This window comes from Pseudomonas kairouanensis, assembly GCF_004682055.1.
In the GTDB taxonomy this organism is placed as follows: Bacteria; Pseudomonadota; Gammaproteobacteria; order Pseudomonadales; family Pseudomonadaceae; genus Aquipseudomonas; species Aquipseudomonas kairouanensis.
This window is the reverse complement of record NZ_QUZU01000017.1, coordinates 32,379-48,059: the sequence shown is the minus strand read 5'-3', so window position 1 is coordinate 48,059 and position 15,681 is coordinate 32,379. Positions and strand designations below refer to the sequence as shown.

Below are 15,681 nucleotides of genomic sequence, written 5' to 3'. Positions count from 1 at the left end.
TTACTCGGCCATCGAAGAAGAACGGGAGGTAGGGATAGGCGGAACCGGGTCATAACCACCGGGATTCCACGGATGACAGCGACCTAAACGACGAAAGGTCAGCCAGCCACCGCGCAGAAGACCATGATTTTCTATGGCCTCTAACGCGTAGCAGGAACAACTGGGGTAGAAACGACAGTGGCTGGCCATCAAAGGACTAATGGCATAGCGATAAAACTGGATCGGAACGAGTGCCAGTTTACGCATCAGTGCTGTCTACCCCTACAGTTTCGGTGCTGACTGCTGGAGCTGGCTTGTTGGTACGCGCCAGACGTTTCCAGAGCTTGCCGAAATGCTGAATCAATTCGGGGTTTTCTACATCACCCAAGCCTTTGCGCGCGACGATAACAATATCCCAACCAACCAGAGTCTCCTGGTGGAGGCGAAACGATTCGCGCATCAGACGCTTGAGGCGATTGCGCTCAACGGAGAGCTTTACGCTCTTCTTGCCGATCACCAGCCCGAGGCGGGGGTGATCCAGATCGTTGTTACGCGCAAGGAGCAGGAGATTTTTCCCCGGAACCTTGCCGGTGGGGGAGTCAAAGACTGCCTTGAAGTGCCGGGGGGTTAGCAGACGCTTTTCCCGACTGAAGTCCTGACTCACCACCAGTACCGGATTATCAAACTGCCAGACGCGCACGACCTTTGGCGCGGCGACGCGACAGGACAGCACGGCCGTTCTTGGTAGCCATGCGAGCACGGAAGCCGTGGGTACGGGCGCGTTTGATGGTGCTTGGTTGGAAAGTACGTTTCATGGCGTTGTTACCTGGTTCGTCCACAACGGGCCGGAATGGCCCCCGTTTTAAGAGACCGGCGATTCTAGAGAAAGCAAGCCTCTAGGTCAATTTCCAACCAGCTTTTCCTTCAATTAGATCTCTATAGGGCAAAGGGCCCTTTTCTCTGCGCTCAGCTTTCATGGGCAATGCCATAGATATAAAAATAAAGAAGGAAGTTATTTAAAGCTTTTCTGTAAAGCTTATAAAAGCTAGGGAGCCGATCATCTGTGGATAACTGCCTTGAGGCCATATTCCACTTGATGTACAGAGAATGACAACACGGGGGAGAAACTGGGCTCTGCCTGTGCTGCGCTGTCGGATAAGCTGTGGGTGAAAAGGGATGTTATCCACAGGCCAGTTACCCACAGACTTTCGCCCCCACTTGTACAACGAGCTCAGGTACGCTTATCCACAGACCTTATGCACAGACCATCGGTCGCTTTTTTCGGGGATAAGGCATTGATTTTGGCTGGCCTGTGCGCAACCTACATGTGGATAAGTGGGCGGCTCGCCGCTACAATGGCGGCTGTTTTTGCCTCACCGGCTTTCAACTTAGGGGATATCCGTGTCAGTGGAACTTTGGCAGCAGTGCGTGGAGCTTTTGCGCGATGAGCTGCCTGCCCAGCAATTCAACACCTGGATCCGTCCGCTACAGGTCGAAGCCGAAGGCGACGAGTTGCGTGTCTACGCACCCAATCGTTTTGTTCTCGACTGGGTCAACGAGAAATACCTGAGTCGCGTTCTCGAATTGCTCGATGAACACGGCAACGGGCTCGCCCCCGTGCTCTCCTTATTAATAGGTAGCAAGCGTAGCTCCGCGCCTCGCGCTGCGCCGAACGCACCCTTGGCGGCAGCTGCATCGCAAGCCCAGGCTGCCGCTGCTCCGGTGGTTACCCCGCCCGCTCCGGCGCCTACGCCCTCGAAAACAGCTGCGCAAAAAAGCGCGCCAGAGCATGAAGAGCCGTCCCGTGACAGCTTCGACCCAATGGCGGGAGCCAGCTCCCAACAAGCCCCAGTGCGTGCCGAACAGCGCACTGTGCAGGTTGAGGGCGCGCTCAAGCACACCAGCTACCTCAATCGCACCTTTACCTTTGAGAACTTCGTCGAGGGTAAATCCAACCAGCTGGCCCGCGCGGCTGCCTGGCAGGTGGCGGATAACCCCAAGCACGGCTACAACCCACTCTTCCTTTATGGTGGCGTGGGCTTGGGTAAGACGCACTTGATGCACGCGGTCGGTAACCACCTATTAAAGAAGAACCCGAATGCCAAGGTGGTGTACCTGCACTCGGAGCGTTTCGTCGCCGACATGGTCAAGGCCTTGCAGCTCAACGCCATCAACGAGTTCAAGCGGTTTTATCGCTCCGTTGATGCATTGTTGATCGATGACATTCAATTCTTCGCCCGTAAAGAGCGCTCCCAGGAAGAGTTTTTCCATACCTTCAACGCCCTGCTCGAAGGTGGCCAACAGGTCATCTTGACCAGTGACCGTTACCCGAAGGAAATCGAAGGCCTGGAAGAACGCCTCAAGTCGCGTTTTGGCTGGGGCCTGACTGTTGCAGTCGAGCCACCAGAGTTGGAAACCCGGGTCGCGATCCTGATGAAAAAGGCCGACCAGGCCAAAGTCGACCTGCCCCACGACGCTGCTTTCTTTATTGCCCAACGCATTCGCTCCAATGTGCGTGAGCTCGAAGGCGCGCTCAAGCGGGTCATCGCTCACTCGCACTTCATGGGCCGCGATATCACCATCGAGCTGATTCGCGAATCCCTGAAAGACTTGCTGGCGCTGCAGGACAAACTGGTGAGTGTGGATAACATCCAGCGCACCGTGGCCGAGTACTACAAGATCAAGATTTCCGACCTGCTGTCCAAGCGCCGTTCGCGCTCGGTGGCACGTCCCCGTCAGGTGGCCATGGCACTCTCCAAGGAGTTGACCAACCACAGCCTGCCGGAAATTGGTGATGTGTTTGGCGGTCGCGACCACACCACGGTCTTGCACGCGTGTCGCAAGATCAATGAACTTAAGGAATCCGACGCGGATATTCGCGAGGACTACAAGAACCTGCTGCGCACACTGACAACGTAATGACACCAGCGCAGCTTATTAAGGCAAGGGACTAGACCATGCATTTCACCATTCAACGCGAAGCCCTGTTGAAACCCCTGCAACTGGTCGCAGGCGTCGTCGAGCGCCGACAGACCTTGCCGGTGCTCTCCAACGTATTGCTGGTGGTCGAAGGCCAGCAACTGTCCCTGACCGGTACTGACCTTGAGGTCGAACTGGTTGGTCGCGTACAACTGGAAGAGCCTGCCGAGCCGGGCGAGATCACCGTACCTGCGCGCAAGCTGATGGATATCTGCAAAAGCCTGCCGAACGACGCCCTCATCGACATCAAGGTTGATGAGGCTAAATTGGTGGTCAAGGCCGGTCGCAGTCGCTTCACCCTGTCCACCTTGCCGGCCAACGACTTCCCGACCGTGGAAGAAGGCCCGGGCTCGCTGACCTGCAGCCTTGAGCAAAGCAAACTGCGCCGCCTCATCGAGCGCACCAGCTTCGCCATGGCCCAGCAGGACGTGCGTTACTACCTCAACGGCATGCTGTTGGAGGTGTCCGAAGGCATCATCAGGGCTGTAGCCACTGACGGTCACCGTCTGGCAATGTGCTCGATGAAAGCTGATATCGGTCAGCCGGATCGTCACCAGGTGATCGTGCCGCGCAAAGGTATTCTTGAGTTGGCGCGCCTGCTCACCGAGCCGGATGGCAACGTCAGTATCGTGTTGGGTCAGCACCACATCCGCGCAACGACGGGTGAGTTCACCTTTACCTCCAAGCTGGTTGACGGCAAGTTCCCGGACTACGAGCGCGTACTGCCTAAAGGTGGTGACAAGCTGGTGCTCGGTGACCGCCAAGCGTTGCGTGAAGCGTTCAGCCGTACTGCGATTCTGTCGAACGAAAAGTACCGTGGTATTCGCCTGCAACTGGCCAATGGTCAGCTGAAAATCCAGGCCAACAACCCGGAACAGGAAGAGGCAGAAGAAGAAGTGGGCGTTGACTACAATGGCGGCTCCCTGGAAATCGGCTTCAACGTAAGTTACTTGCTCGACGTGCTGGGTGTGATGACCACCGAACAGGTTCGCCTGATCCTGTCGGACTCCAACAGCAGTGCCCTGGTGCAAGAATCCGACAACGACGACTCGGCCTACGTTGTTATGCCGATGCGCCTGTAATAGAAGCTAGATGTCCCTCAGTCGCGTCTCGGTCACCGCGGTGCGCAATCTGCACCCGGTGACCTTCTCCCCCTCCCCCCGCATCAATATCCTCCACGGCGCCAATGGCAGTGGCAAAACCAGCGTGCTGGAAGCCATTCACTTGCTGGGGCTCGCCCGTTCGTTCCGCAGCGCCCGCTTGTTACCGGTTATCCAATACGAACAGTTGGCGTGCACGGTATTTGGCCAGGTTGAATTGGCCGAAGGCGGACACAGCAGCCTGGGAATATCCCGTGATCGCGGTGGTGAGTTTCAAATCCGCATTGACGGGCAGAATGCTCGAAGTGCTGCGCAGTTGGCAGAAATTCTGCCGCTGCAACTGATCAACCCCGACAGTTTCCGGCTGTTGGAAGGTGCGCCAAAAATCCGCAGGCAATTCCTCGATTGGGGAGTGTTCCACGTGGAACCGCGTTTTATGGCCACTTGGCAGCGCCTGCAGAAGGCCCTGCGGCAGCGGAACTCATGGCTGCGGCATGGTACACTTGACGCCGCTTCGCAGGCGGCCTGGGACCGGGAACTGTGCCTGGCCAGCGATGAGATAGATGAATACCGCCGCGCCTATATCAAAGCCTTGAAACCAGTCTTTGAGCAGACCTTGAGTGAGTTGTTGGACCTCGAAGGGCTGACGCTGAGTTATTACCGTGGTTGGGACAAAGAGCGCGAGTTGAGTGCTGTGCTCGCCACGTCCTTGCAACGGGATCAGCAAATTGGCCATACCCAGGCCGGACCCCAACGCGCTGATTTGCGTCTTAGATTAGGCGCTCACAATGCTGCGGACATTTTGTCCCGCGGTCAGCAAAAGTTGGTGGTGTGTGCTCTGCGTATTGCCCAGGGCCACTTGGTTAGCCAAGCCCGGCGGGGACAATGTATTTATCTGGTGGATGACTTGCCGTCCGAACTCGACGAGCAACATCGCCTCGCGCTATGCCGCTTGTTGGAAGACTTACGCTGCCAGGTGTTTATCACCTGTGTAGACCACGACTTATTGAGGGAAGGCTGGCAGACGGAAACGCCAGTCGCTTTGTTCCACGTGGAACAGGGCCGTATCACCCAGACCCACGACCATCGGGAGTGAAGGCATGAGCGAAGAACAAACGTACGACTCGACCAGCATTAAAGTGCTGAAAGGTTTGGATGCCGTACGCAAACGTCCCGGTATGTACATCGGCGACACCGATGATGGTAGCGGTCTGCACCACATGGTGTTCGAGGTGGTCGATAACTCCATCGACGAAGCGCTGGCCGGCTACTGCGACGATATCAGCATCATCATCCACCCGGATGAGTCCATCACCGTGCGCGACAACGGTCGTGGCATCCCGGTTGATGTGCATAAAGAAGAAGGCGTTTCGGCGGCAGAGGTCATCATGACCGTGCTCCACGCTGGCGGTAAGTTCGACGATAACTCCTATAAAGTCTCCGGCGGTTTGCACGGTGTAGGTGTGTCGGTGGTAAATGCCCTGTCGGAAGAACTGGTGTTGACCGTTCGCCGCAGCGGCAAGATCTGGGAACAAACCTACGTGCATGGTGTGCCTCAGGCACCGATGGCGATTGTGGGCGATAGCGAAACCACCGGTACCCAGATTCACTTCAAGGCCTCCAGCGAGACCTTCAAGAATATCCACTTCAGCTGGGACATCCTGGCCAAGCGTATTCGCGAACTGTCGTTCCTCAACTCCGGTGTAGGTATCGTCCTCAAGGACGAACGCAGCGGCAAGGAAGAACTGTTCAAGTACGAAGGTGGCCTGCGTGCATTCGTTGAATACCTGAACACCAACAAGACTGCGGTCAACCAGGTGTTCCACTTCAACATCCAGCGTGAAGACGGCATCGGCGTGGAAATCGCCCTGCAGTGGAACGACAGCTTCAACGAGAACCTGTTGTGCTTCACCAACAACATTCCGCAGCGTGACGGCGGTACTCACCTGGTGGGTTTCCGTTCCGCATTGACGCGTAACCTGAACACCTACATCGAAGCCGAGGGCTTGGCCAAGAAGCACAAAGTCGCTACTACCGGTGATGATGCGCGCGAAGGCCTGACCGCGATTATCTCGGTGAAAGTGCCGGATCCTAAGTTCAGCTCCCAGACCAAAGACAAGCTGGTGTCTTCCGAAGTGAAGACCGCAGTGGAACAGGAGATGGGTAAATACTTCTCCGACTTCCTGCTGGAGAACCCGAACGAAGCCAAGCTGGTTGTCGGCAAGATGATCGACGCCGCCCGTGCCCGTGAAGCTGCGCGTAAAGCCCGTGAGATGACTCGTCGTAAAGGCGCGTTGGACATCGCTGGCCTGCCGGGCAAACTGGCCGACTGCCAAGAGAAGGACCCTGCCCTCTCCGAACTGTACCTGGTGGAAGGTGACTCTGCTGGCGGTTCCGCCAAGCAGGGTCGTAACCGTCGCACCCAGGCCATCCTGCCGTTGAAGGGTAAGATCCTCAACGTCGAGAAAGCCCGCTTCGACAAGATGATTTCCTCCCAGGAGGTCGGCACCTTGATCACGGCGTTGGGCTGCGGTATTGGCCGTGACGAGTACAACATCGACAAGCTGCGCTACCACAACATCATCATCATGACCGATGCTGACGTTGACGGTTCGCACATCCGTACCTTGCTGCTGACGTTTTTCTTCCGTCAGTTGCCGGAGCTGATCGAGCGCGGCTACATCTACATTGCCCAGCCGCCGTTGTACAAAGTGAAAAAGGGCAAGCAAGAGCAATACATCAAAGACGACGACGCCATGGAAGAGTACATGACGCAGTCGGCCCTGGAAGATGCCAGCCTGCACCTGAACGACGAAGCCCCAGGGATCTCTGGCGAGGCGTTGGAGCGTCTGGTTAACGACTTCCGCATGGTGATGAAGACCCTCAAGCGTCTGTCGCGCCTGTACCCTCAGGAGCTGACCGAGCACTTTATCTACTTGCCAGCTGTGAGCCTGGAGCAACTGAGCGATCACGCAGCGATGCAGGATTGGCTGGCTCAGTACGAAGTGCGCCTGCGTACCGTCGAGAAGTCTGGCCTGGTGTACAAAGCCAGCCTGCGTGAAGACCGTGAGCGTAACGTCTGGCTGCCAGAGGTCGAATTGATCTCCCATGGCCTGTCGAACTACGTCACCTTCAACCGCGACTTCTTCGGCAGCAACGACTACAAAACCGTAGTAACCCTGGGCGCTCAACTGAGCACCCTGCTGGACGACGGCGCTTACATCCAGCGTGGCGAACGCAAGAAGCAGGTCAAGGAATTCAAAGAAGCCCTCGACTGGCTGATGGCCGAAAGCACCAAGCGTCACACCATCCAGCGCTACAAAGGTCTGGGCGAAATGAACCCGGATCAATTGTGGGAAACCACCATGGACCCAAGCCAGCGTCGTATGCTGCGCGTGACCATCGAAGACGCCATTGGCGCAGACCAGATCTTCAACACCCTGATGGGTGATGCGGTCGAGCCTCGTCGTGACTTCATCGAGAGCAATGCCTTGGCGGTTTCCAACCTGGACTTCTGATTCAGGTACACCGTTAAACAAAAAGGCCAACGCTTAGCGTTGGCCTTTTTTATTGCTCAAAAAATCAAATGCTCCACGTGGAACATCACGGTGAAACCGTTGCCACACTCTCCAACCGATACCCATACCCGTAGATCGTCAACAGCTGCCAACCCCGATCTGCCGTTAACCCCAGCTTGTTACGCAGCCGATAGATATGGGTATCCAACGGCCGTGAGGAGACCATCTCTTCGTGGGTCCAGAAGCGTTCGTACAGATATTCGCGGGACAACGGCCGCGCCAGATTGGCGAACAGGCAGCTGGCCAATCGGTACTCGCGCTCTGTGAGGTTGATTGGTTTACCCGCACGGGTGACGGTCAATTCCGCGTCATCAAAGGTCAGGTCGTTGAAGCTTTGCACTTCATGAGTCGCCGATTTCTGCAGACCATGCCGGCGTAAAACTGCGCTGACACGGGCCTTGAGTTCATTGGGCCGAAAAGGTTTGCTGACGTAATCATCAGCGCCACTGTTCAATGCGGTGACGATATCGCTCTCGGCATCACGGCTGGTGAGCATGATCACGGCGGGCGGTGACTCCATGTGCTCACGGGTCCAGCGCAGCAAGGCAATCCCGGTGATATCCGGCAGCTGCCAGTCGAGAATCAGCAGGTCGAAGGTTTCCCGGCGCAGTTGACGTAACAGGTCTTCACCGCGTTCGAAGCAATGCAAGGTCCAGGGCTGTTCGGCGGTGCTGGGGATTTGTCGCAGTGTCTGTTCCACCCGGCGCAGTTCGGCGGGTTCGTCATCCAGTATTGCGACACGCATGGGTGGTCCTTTTGTGTTGAAGAGTACGGCAGCCGCCTTGAGGGCACTTACTGCGCAGATTCCGGCGTTTGAATCTGAAGAATTATGCTCAGATCGGTATGCCCCTTGGAACTCTCGGTACGCTGGGATCAATGAGCGGACAGCCTGTTGAAAGTCCTCGGTACCTATGTGGGAAAGATACCGGCTCCCGACCCTAAGGAAAAGGATCAGCCGACGCATGCGCTGCCGTAAACTGTCGCGTACGGAATATCCCGCAGGAAAACTTTTCGGTCTGCCGAAAATCAGCTTCACTGGGCAGGGCGTCGTTCCATCACCTGAATAAAAACCGGGGGCCTATGACAGCTTCATACACTCGCCAACCACACAGGCGCATAGCCCCGTGATGCTGTGGGGCAAGGCCGAAAAGCGTCAACCCACCCATGCCCAGCGCCTGTTCCATGGCCTGGTGCGCGAGTGGTTGTGGATAGGCTTGTTGCTTCTCCCCATTACGGCGTACCTCTCATTGAGCGCAGGCCTGGCCCTGAACAATCCGCTGTATGACAGCCTGCGCCGCCTCACGCCGCTGCCGGTCGACCCGCGCATTCTGCTGGTGACCATCGATGACTCCAGCCTGAAAAAGCTTGGACCATGGCCTTGGCCCCGAAGCCTTCATGCGGACCTGATTGACCGCCTGAGCGCAGCACAGCCGGCCGCTATTTTGTTTGATGTCATGTTCAGTGATCCAGGTGAGCCCACCAGCGACAAGCGCTTGGCTGATGCCGTGTGCAACGCCGGCAATGTGTTGCTGCCGCTGGTGCGTGAAGGCACCACCAACTACAGCCAGCCGGGGGCGCAGTTGCTGCCGCTGCTCAAATGCGCCAAGGGCGTAGGCCATATCAATGTGGAAGCGGATAACGATGGTGTCGTGCGTAGCCTGTATTTGCGCGAAGGCCCGCCCGACAGCACCGCCCCGCAGTTGGCCTGGCTGGCCTACACCTTGAGTGGAACGACGTCGGAAATGCCTGGGGCGTCCCTGGCGCCGATCACACCGCACTGGCACCGGGAACATGCCATTCGTATCCCCTTCATCGCCGCCCACACCCATTTCCCCAGTGTGTCCTATGCCAGCGTATTGCACGGTGAAGTGCCTCCTGAGCTATTTCGCGATCGTCTGATTCTGGTGGGCGCCACGGCCTCTGGCATGGGCGACCGCTTTGTCACTCAGCTCTCCTCAGCGGCCGGTACCACCGCGGGCGTTGAGATCCAGGCAAACGTACTCAATGGCCTGCTGCAAGGCCGCAGTATTGTGGATCTACCCGGTTGGCTTGCGGCATTGATGGCGACCTCCCTGGTGGCGTTGCTGTTGGGTCTGCTGCTGTATCGCCCACGCTACGCCTTGTGGATGACCGTAGGCTGCATGGCGGTGGCAATGCTGGCGTCGTTGGCCCTGCTACGCATGGGGTATTGGTGGTCGCCGGCGGCGTGCCTGATCGGCCTCTTGCTCAGCTACTTGATTTGGAACTGGCGCCGCCTGAGCGTGATCCTGGCCTATTTCGGTTGGGAATTGGCGCGCCTGGATAATGAACCCAAAGTACTGCCTGAACGCCGTCGTGCGCCGGCCAGCAATGGCGACGTACTGCAGTCGCGTATCTTCGCCCTGGAACAGGCCGTCAGCCGCACACGCGATACCCGACGCTTTATGGCCGATGGGCTGGAGTGTTTGCCGGTGGCCACGCTGATCACCGACCCCAGGGGCAATATCCTCCTGGCCAATCGCATCGCCCGGCAAGTATTCGGGAGCGACCTGGTTAACGAAAACCTTCTGGAGCAACTGGCGGATCTAGGTTATCCACCGCTGCACAATGGCGTGCGCCCTGCCCTTTCGGCCCTGGAGCTGATTGAGTTCCGCGATATCCACCAACGTAGCCTGCGCATGGAGCTCGCCCCCCTGCTGCCCGCCGAGGGTGATGTGGCGCTTGGCTGGCTACTGAGCCTGACGGACTTGAGCAAAGAGCGTGAAGCCCAGCAGCACCGTGAAACCATGTTGCGCTTCCTCTCCCACGACCTCCGCGCGCCGCATTCGGCAATTCTCGCGTTGTTGGATGTGCACAACGGTGAATCCCCGGTGTATGCCCAGATCGAGCAGCAAGTGCGACGTGCCCTGAGCCTCACCGAATCGTTTGTCCAACTGGCCAAAGCGGAGGCCGACGGTTACCACTTCCAGCCAACGCTATTTGCCATGTTGGTAATGGATGCGTTTGATCAGGTGGCGGTGATCGCTCAACTCAAGGGCATCCATTTGGTCCACGACCTGGATGAAGCCGACGAAGGCATGGTGTCAGCCGATCAATCCCTGCTGACCCGCGCATTGTTCAACGTGTTGGAGAACGCGATTAAGTACTCACCGTCCGGAACCACCGTAAGGTTGAGTCACACAAGCACGCAGGGCTGGCTGGAATGCCGCATCAGCGACCAGGGCCCGGGGATTTCCACCGAGGATTTACCTGAGCTGTTCAGCCAGTATCGGCGCTTCGATTCGTCTCAGGGCAGCGAGGGGCTGGGGTTGGGTTTGACCATGGTCAAGGCCGTCGTGGAACGCCATAGCGGGCGTATCAGTTGCGAAAGCGTGGTGGATAAGGGCACTACGTTCCGGCTGGAATTGCCCTTGTTGGAGGACTGAACAATCGGCTTTTGCACCGTGTATAAAAAACCGGTCGCAAGGACCGGTTTTTTAATGCGGAAAAAACTTATGCACCTTTTTCCGTTTTTTTAAGTTTTAAGAAATATCCAATAAAATCAGTTTCTTATAAGTCAAAAAAGGCAATTCGCCAACAAACCGTACACAGGTTATCCACAGATGCTCAAGCGGCCGGCTTCTCGGCCACAACCGGCTCCGGTGGCAGCGATCCCATGGCCCGTTGTTGCGCTTCGTTCCAGGCTGCAGCGCGGTCATTCAGTGCTGCAATGGCGCGCGGGCCTTCACCTTCGGCATACATAGGTTCGCCGATCACCACCGTGATGGTGCCCTCGCGTTTTGCCCAGCCAGTCTTGGGCCAGAACTTGCCCGCGTTGTGGGCAATGGGCAGCACCGGTAGGTTGGCATTTACCGCCAATGCAGTACCACCGCGCGAGAACTTGCCCACCGTGCCGTAGGGCACGCGTGTACCTTCCGGGAAGATCAGCACCCAGACGCCGTCCTTGAGCAGCTCGTCGCCCTTCTTGGCGACGTGCTTGAGGGCCGCCTTGGGGTTGTCACGGTCAATGGCGATCGGTCGCAACATGGCCATGGCCCAGCCGAAGAACGGCACGTACAGCAGCTCGCGCTTGAGCACTTGGCTCAATGGCGAGAAATACGCCGAGAGAAAGAACGTCTCCCAGGTGCTCTGGTGGTTCGACAGAATCACGCAAGGCTGTTCCGGCACGTTTTCAGCGCCTTTGACCTCAAAGCGGATGCCCAGGAACACCTTGGTCAGCCACAACGCACAGCGGCACCAATAGACGTTGATAAAGCGATAGCGCGCCTTGAACGGCAAAAAGGGCGCAATAAAAAAGCTCAGGGTGCACCAGAGAAACGAACTGGTGCCCAACAGCAGGTAAAAGAAAAAGGTTCTGATGGCCTGCAAAATCGACATGGCGGCATTTACCGTTGCGGGACAATGCCCGCCTGCTAAAAGCGCACTCCCGAACACTCCTTGGCCAGGAAGTCGAGGGCGGCTAGTTGTTGATAAGTTCTGCGGCAACCGCCGCCAGATCGTCAAAAATCAAAGTGCCAACCGGCAGGTTTTTCGCCTGGGTCTTTTCGCCTTTCCCGGTCTTAACCAAAACTGGCTGAGAGTCGACGGCCTTGGCCGCCTCCAGGTCACCGAGGCTGTCCCCGACGAACCATATCCCAGCCAGTGGCACCTTGTAATGTTCTGCAATAGTTTTCAACATCCCCGGCTTGGGCTTGCGGCAATCGCAGCCCTCGTCCGGTCCGTGGGGGCAGTACACCACCAACCCCACTTCACCGCCCTGCTCGGCCACCAACGTGCGCAAGCGCGTGTGCATGGCGTCCAGGGTGGCGATGTCGTAGTAACCGCGGGCGATGCCGGACTGGTTGGTGGCGATGGCCACCGTCCAGCCAGCTTTGCTCAACTGCGCGATGGCCTCGATCGAACCGGGCAGTGGAATCCACTCGGCCACTGACTTGATGTAAGCGTCGGAGTCGTAATTGATCACCCCGTCCCGATCGAGAATCAGCAGTTTCAACATGGTCAGCTCAGCGTCGAAATGTCAGCGATATTGACGAACAAGCCCCGCAGACGCGCCAGCATGGCGTAGCGGTTCTTGCGCACGTTGGCATCGTCGGCATTGATCATCACCGCTTCGAAGTACGCATCCACCGGCTCGCGCAGGGTGGCCAGGCGCGCCAGCGCTTCGGCGTAGTTACGCTCGGCGATCAACGGTTTCACCGCTGTTTCCGCTTTGGCGATAGCCGAGTTCAGCGAGAACTCCTTGGCATCGGCAAACAGGCCAGGGTCGACTTCAGCGTTGCCCAGGCCTTCGGCCTTGCTCAGCAGGTTCGATACGCGCTTGTTCACGGAGGCCAGGGCATCGGCTTCCGGCAGTTTGCGGAAGGCCTGTACGGCTTGTACGCGCTGGTCGAAGTCCAGCGCCGAACCCGGTTGCAGGGCGCGCACTGCCAGGTACACCGACACGTCCACGCCTTCGTCTTCGTAGCGCGCACGCAGGCGGTCGAACACGAACTCAAGCACTTGCTCGGCCAGGCCCGCTTGCTTGACCTTGGCACCGAACTGACCGACGGCGAACACCACGGCCTGGGTCAGGTCGAGGTCGAGCTTTTTGTCGATCAGGATCCGCAGCACACCCAAGGCCGCACGGCGCAGGGCATACGGGTCTTTGCTGCCGGTGGGCAACATGCCGATACCGAAGATGCCAACGAGGGTGTCCAGCTTATCGGCGATGGCCACGGCCGCACCGGTCAGGGTGCTTGGCAGCTCTGCTCCGGCACCGCGCGGCATGTACTGCTCGTTCAGGGCCAGGGCTACGTCGTCTGGCTCGCCGTCGTTGAGGGCGTAGTAGTAACCGGCAACACCTTGCATCTCCGGGAACTCGCCGACCATCTCGGTGGCCAAGTCGCACTTGGAGAGCAGGCCCGCACGCGCAGCCCAGGCCGCATCACCGCCGATGCGCGGCGCAATGTAGGCCGCCAGCTTGGAAACGCGCACGGCTTTGTCGTAGACGCTGCCGAGTTTTTCCTGGAACACCACGTTCTGCAGGCGCAGGTTGAAGTCTTCCAGCTTCTGCTTCTTGTCTTGCTTGAAGAAGAACTCGGCATCGGTCAGGCGCGGGCGCACGACTTTCTCGTTACCGGCGATGATCTGCTGTGGGTCTTTGCTTTCGATGTTGGCCACGGTGATAAAGCGCGGCAGCAACTTACCGTCCACGTCCAGCAGGCAGAAGTACTTCTGGTTGTCCTGCATGGTGGTGATCAGGGCTTCTTGCGGCACGTCGAGGAAGCGTTCTTCGAACGAGCACACCAGCGGCACTGGCCATTCAACCAGGGCGGTCACTTCGTCCAGCAGGCTTGGCGGCACGATGGCGGTGCCTTCCTGCAGGCGAGCCAGTTCTTCAGTGCGCTTGTTGATCAGCTCGCGGCGCTCGTTGGCATCGGCCAGCACGTAGGCGGCACGCAGGTCGGCGGCGTAGTTGGCCGGCGAAGTGATGCGAACGGCTTCAGGGTGATGGAAGCGGTGGCCACGGGAGTCACGACCAGCCTTCTGGGCGAGGATGGTGCAGTCGATGACCTGGTCACCGAGCAGCATCACCAGCCATTGAGTCGGGCGTACGAATTCTTCTTTGCGTGCCCCCCAGCGCATGCGCTTGGGGATCGGCAGGTCGTTCAAGGAATCTTCAACGATGGTCGGCAGCAGGCTCGCGGTCGGCTTGCCGGTAATGACCTGGCTGAAGCGCAGTTTCGGGCCGCTCTGGTCGATCTCGCTCAGTTCTACGCCGCACTTCTTGGCGAAGCCCAGGGCCGCTTGAGTCGGGTTGCCTTCAGCGTCGAAAGCGGCCTGGCGTGGCGGGCCGTCGAGGTTGATGCTGCGGTCCGGCTGCTGGGTTTCCAGCGCAGTCAGCAACACAGCCAGGCGACGTGGCGCGGCGTAGACTTTTTTCGCTTCAAACTTCAGGCCGGCGCTTTGCAGGCCCTTTTCGATACCGGCCAGGAACGCGTCGGCCAGGGTGTTGAGTGCCTTGGGTGGCAGCTCTTCGGTGCCCAGTTCAACCAGGAAATCTTGAGCACTCATTGTGCAGCCTCCAGCTTAGCCAACACTTCATCACGCAAATCCGGGGTCGCCATCGGGAAGCCCAGCTTGGCGCGGGCCAGCAGGTAGGCTTGAGCGACGGAACGCGCCAGGGTGCGCACACGCAGGATGTATTGCTGGCGCGCCGTTACCGAGATGGCACGGCGGGCGTCCAGCAGGTTGAAGGTATGGGAGGCCTTCAACACCATTTCATAGCTTGGCAACGGCAGCGGCTGGTCCAGTTCGATCAGGCGCTTGGCTTCGCTTTCGTAGAAATCGAACAGTTCGAACAGCTTGTCGACGTTGGCGTGCTCGAAGTTGTAGGTGGACTGCTCCACTTCGTTCTGGTGGAACACGTCGCCGTAGGTGACTTTGCCGAACGGGCCGTCAGCCCATACCAGGTCGTAGACCGAGTCCACGCCCTGCAGGTACATGGCCAGGCGCTCAAGGCCGTAGGTGATTTCGCCGGTCACCGGGTAGCACTCGATGCCACCCGCTTGCTGGAAGTAGGTGAACTGCGTCACTTCCATGCCGTTGAGCCAGACTTCCCAGCCCAGGCCCCAGGCGCCCAAGGTTGGCGATTCCCAGTTGTCTTCGACAAAACGGATGTCGTGCACCAGAGGGTCCAGGCCAACATGCTTGAGCGAGCCCAGGTACAGCTCCTGGAAGTTGTCCGGGTTCGGCTTCAATACCACCTGGAACTGGTAGTAATGCTGCAGACGGTTCGGGTTTTCGCCGTAGCGGCCGTCAGTCGGGCGACGACTGGGCTGCACATAAGCGGCGTTCCAGGTTTCCGGGCCAATGGCCCGCAGGAATGTTGCGGTGTGGAAAGTGCCGGCGCCTACTTCCATATCGTAGGGCTGAAGTACCACACAACCTTGCTCGGCCCAGTATTGCTGGAGGGCGAGGATCAAGTCTTGGAAGGTACGCACGGCTGGCGTAGGCTGGCTCACAAAATTCACCTGTTACTTGGGCTGCGATTTAAAGAGCGGGAGTATACCCGATTCGGCCCTGCC

General features: G+C 58.2%; 13 protein-coding genes. 5 read left to right on the top strand and 8 right to left on the bottom strand.

Features of this window, described 5'->3' with window-relative positions; genetic code table 11:
• From yidD to rpmH, 3 genes are read right to left on the bottom strand one after another with little or no spacing between them, the layout of a single operon-like run.
• On the bottom strand, window positions 1–246 hold the full coding sequence (gene yidD / locus DYL59_RS15320) for a membrane protein insertion efficiency factor YidD (protein WP_010207715.1): 246 nt from the start codon (window positions 244–246) through the stop codon (window positions 1–3).
• Window positions 239–643: a ribonuclease P protein component gene (rnpA, locus tag DYL59_RS15315; protein WP_010168490.1), complete on the bottom strand. Its 405-nt coding sequence runs from the start codon at window positions 641–643 to the stop codon at window positions 239–241. Before rnpA ends, yidD begins: the two co-directional genes overlap by 8 nt.
• Before the next feature lie 16 nt (window positions 644–659).
• Window positions 660–794, bottom strand: coding sequence for a 50S ribosomal protein L34 (gene rpmH / locus DYL59_RS15310; protein WP_003213577.1), 135 nt, complete (start codon window positions 792–794; stop codon window positions 660–662).
• Window positions 795–1,380: 586 nt separating this feature from the next.
• Here rpmH and dnaA point away from each other — a divergent pair.
• Genes dnaA through gyrB form a run of 4 tightly spaced genes read left to right on the top strand, consistent with a single transcriptional unit; the run spans window position 1,381 to window position 7,576 of the window.
• Window positions 1,381–2,898 (top strand): chromosomal replication initiator protein DnaA, encoded by a 1,518-nt coding sequence (gene dnaA / locus DYL59_RS15305; protein ID WP_135289951.1) that lies wholly within the window; start codon window positions 1,381–1,383, stop codon window positions 2,896–2,898.
• Window positions 2,899–2,936: 38 nt separating this feature from the next.
• A complete protein-coding gene (gene dnaN, locus DYL59_RS15300) occupies window positions 2,937–4,040 on the top strand; it encodes a DNA polymerase III subunit beta (RefSeq protein ID WP_122485322.1) in 1,104 nt (367 codons plus the stop codon).
• A 10-nt stretch (window positions 4,041–4,050) separates the two neighbouring features.
• On the top strand, window positions 4,051–5,154 hold the full coding sequence (gene recF, locus DYL59_RS15295) for a DNA replication/repair protein RecF (RefSeq protein WP_135289950.1): 1,104 nt from the start codon (window positions 4,051–4,053) through the stop codon (window positions 5,152–5,154).
• Between the two features lie 4 nt (window positions 5,155–5,158).
• On the top strand, window positions 5,159–7,576 hold the full coding sequence (gene gyrB / locus DYL59_RS15290) for a DNA topoisomerase (ATP-hydrolyzing) subunit B (RefSeq protein ID WP_105521368.1): 2,418 nt from the start codon (window positions 5,159–5,161) through the stop codon (window positions 7,574–7,576).
• 85 nt (window positions 7,577–7,661) lie between these two features.
• Here the strand turns inward: gyrB and DYL59_RS15285 are convergent, their stop codons facing one another.
• A complete protein-coding gene (locus DYL59_RS15285; protein ID WP_135289949.1) occupies window positions 7,662–8,381 on the bottom strand; it encodes a response regulator transcription factor in 720 nt (239 codons plus the stop codon).
• 379 nt (window positions 8,382–8,760) lie between these two features.
• Between DYL59_RS15285 and DYL59_RS15280 the strand changes: the two genes are divergently transcribed.
• Window positions 8,761–11,040: a CHASE2 domain-containing protein gene (locus tag DYL59_RS15280; protein WP_135289948.1), complete on the top strand. Its 2,280-nt coding sequence runs from the start codon at window positions 8,761–8,763 to the stop codon at window positions 11,038–11,040.
• A gap of 181 nt (window positions 11,041–11,221) precedes the next feature.
• Here DYL59_RS15280 and DYL59_RS15275 read toward each other — a convergent pair whose 3' ends face one another.
• The 4 genes from DYL59_RS15275 to glyQ all read right to left on the bottom strand — a co-directional run bounded on the left by DYL59_RS15275 (window position 11,222) and on the right by glyQ (window position 15,618).
• On the bottom strand, window positions 11,222–11,992 hold the full coding sequence (locus DYL59_RS15275) for a lysophospholipid acyltransferase family protein (RefSeq protein WP_135289947.1): 771 nt from the start codon (window positions 11,990–11,992) through the stop codon (window positions 11,222–11,224).
• Window positions 11,993–12,074: 82 nt separating this feature from the next.
• On the bottom strand, window positions 12,075–12,611 hold the full coding sequence (gene gmhB / locus DYL59_RS15270) for a D-glycero-beta-D-manno-heptose 1,7-bisphosphate 7-phosphatase (protein WP_166655292.1): 537 nt from the start codon (window positions 12,609–12,611) through the stop codon (window positions 12,075–12,077).
• Window positions 12,612–12,613: 2 nt separating this feature from the next.
• Entirely contained in the window at window positions 12,614–14,668 is a 2,055-nt protein-coding gene (gene glyS / locus DYL59_RS15265; RefSeq protein WP_135289946.1) for a glycine--tRNA ligase subunit beta, read from the bottom strand.
• Window positions 14,665–15,618 (bottom strand): glycine--tRNA ligase subunit alpha, encoded by a 954-nt coding sequence (gene glyQ, locus DYL59_RS15260; protein WP_003187265.1) that lies wholly within the window; start codon window positions 15,616–15,618, stop codon window positions 14,665–14,667. Before glyQ ends, glyS begins: the two co-directional genes overlap by 4 nt.
• Window positions 15,619–15,681: the final 63 nt, after the last annotated feature.

Coding starts and splice junctions, on each gene's coding strand:
- yidD (WP_010207715.1), bottom strand. CDS start 246: ATGCGTAAACTGGCACTCGTTCCGATCCAGTTTTATCGCTATGCCATT.
- rpmH (WP_003213577.1), bottom strand. CDS start 794: ATGAAACGTACTTTCCAACCAAGCACCATCAAACGCGCCCGTACCCAC.
- dnaN (WP_122485322.1), top strand. CDS start 2,937: ATGCATTTCACCATTCAACGCGAAGCCCTGTTGAAACCCCTGCAACTG.
- recF (WP_135289950.1), top strand. CDS start 4,051: ATGTCCCTCAGTCGCGTCTCGGTCACCGCGGTGCGCAATCTGCACCCG.
- gyrB (WP_105521368.1), top strand. CDS start 5,159: ATGAGCGAAGAACAAACGTACGACTCGACCAGCATTAAAGTGCTGAAA.
- DYL59_RS15285 (WP_135289949.1), bottom strand. CDS start 8,381: ATGCGTGTCGCAATACTGGATGACGAACCCGCCGAACTGCGCCGGGTG.
- DYL59_RS15275 (WP_135289947.1), bottom strand. CDS start 11,992: ATGTCGATTTTGCAGGCCATCAGAACCTTTTTCTTTTACCTGCTGTTG.
- gmhB (WP_166655292.1), bottom strand. CDS start 12,611: ATGTTGAAACTGCTGATTCTCGATCGGGACGGGGTGATCAATTACGAC.
- glyS (WP_135289946.1), bottom strand. CDS start 14,668: ATGAGTGCTCAAGATTTCCTGGTTGAACTGGGCACCGAAGAGCTGCCA.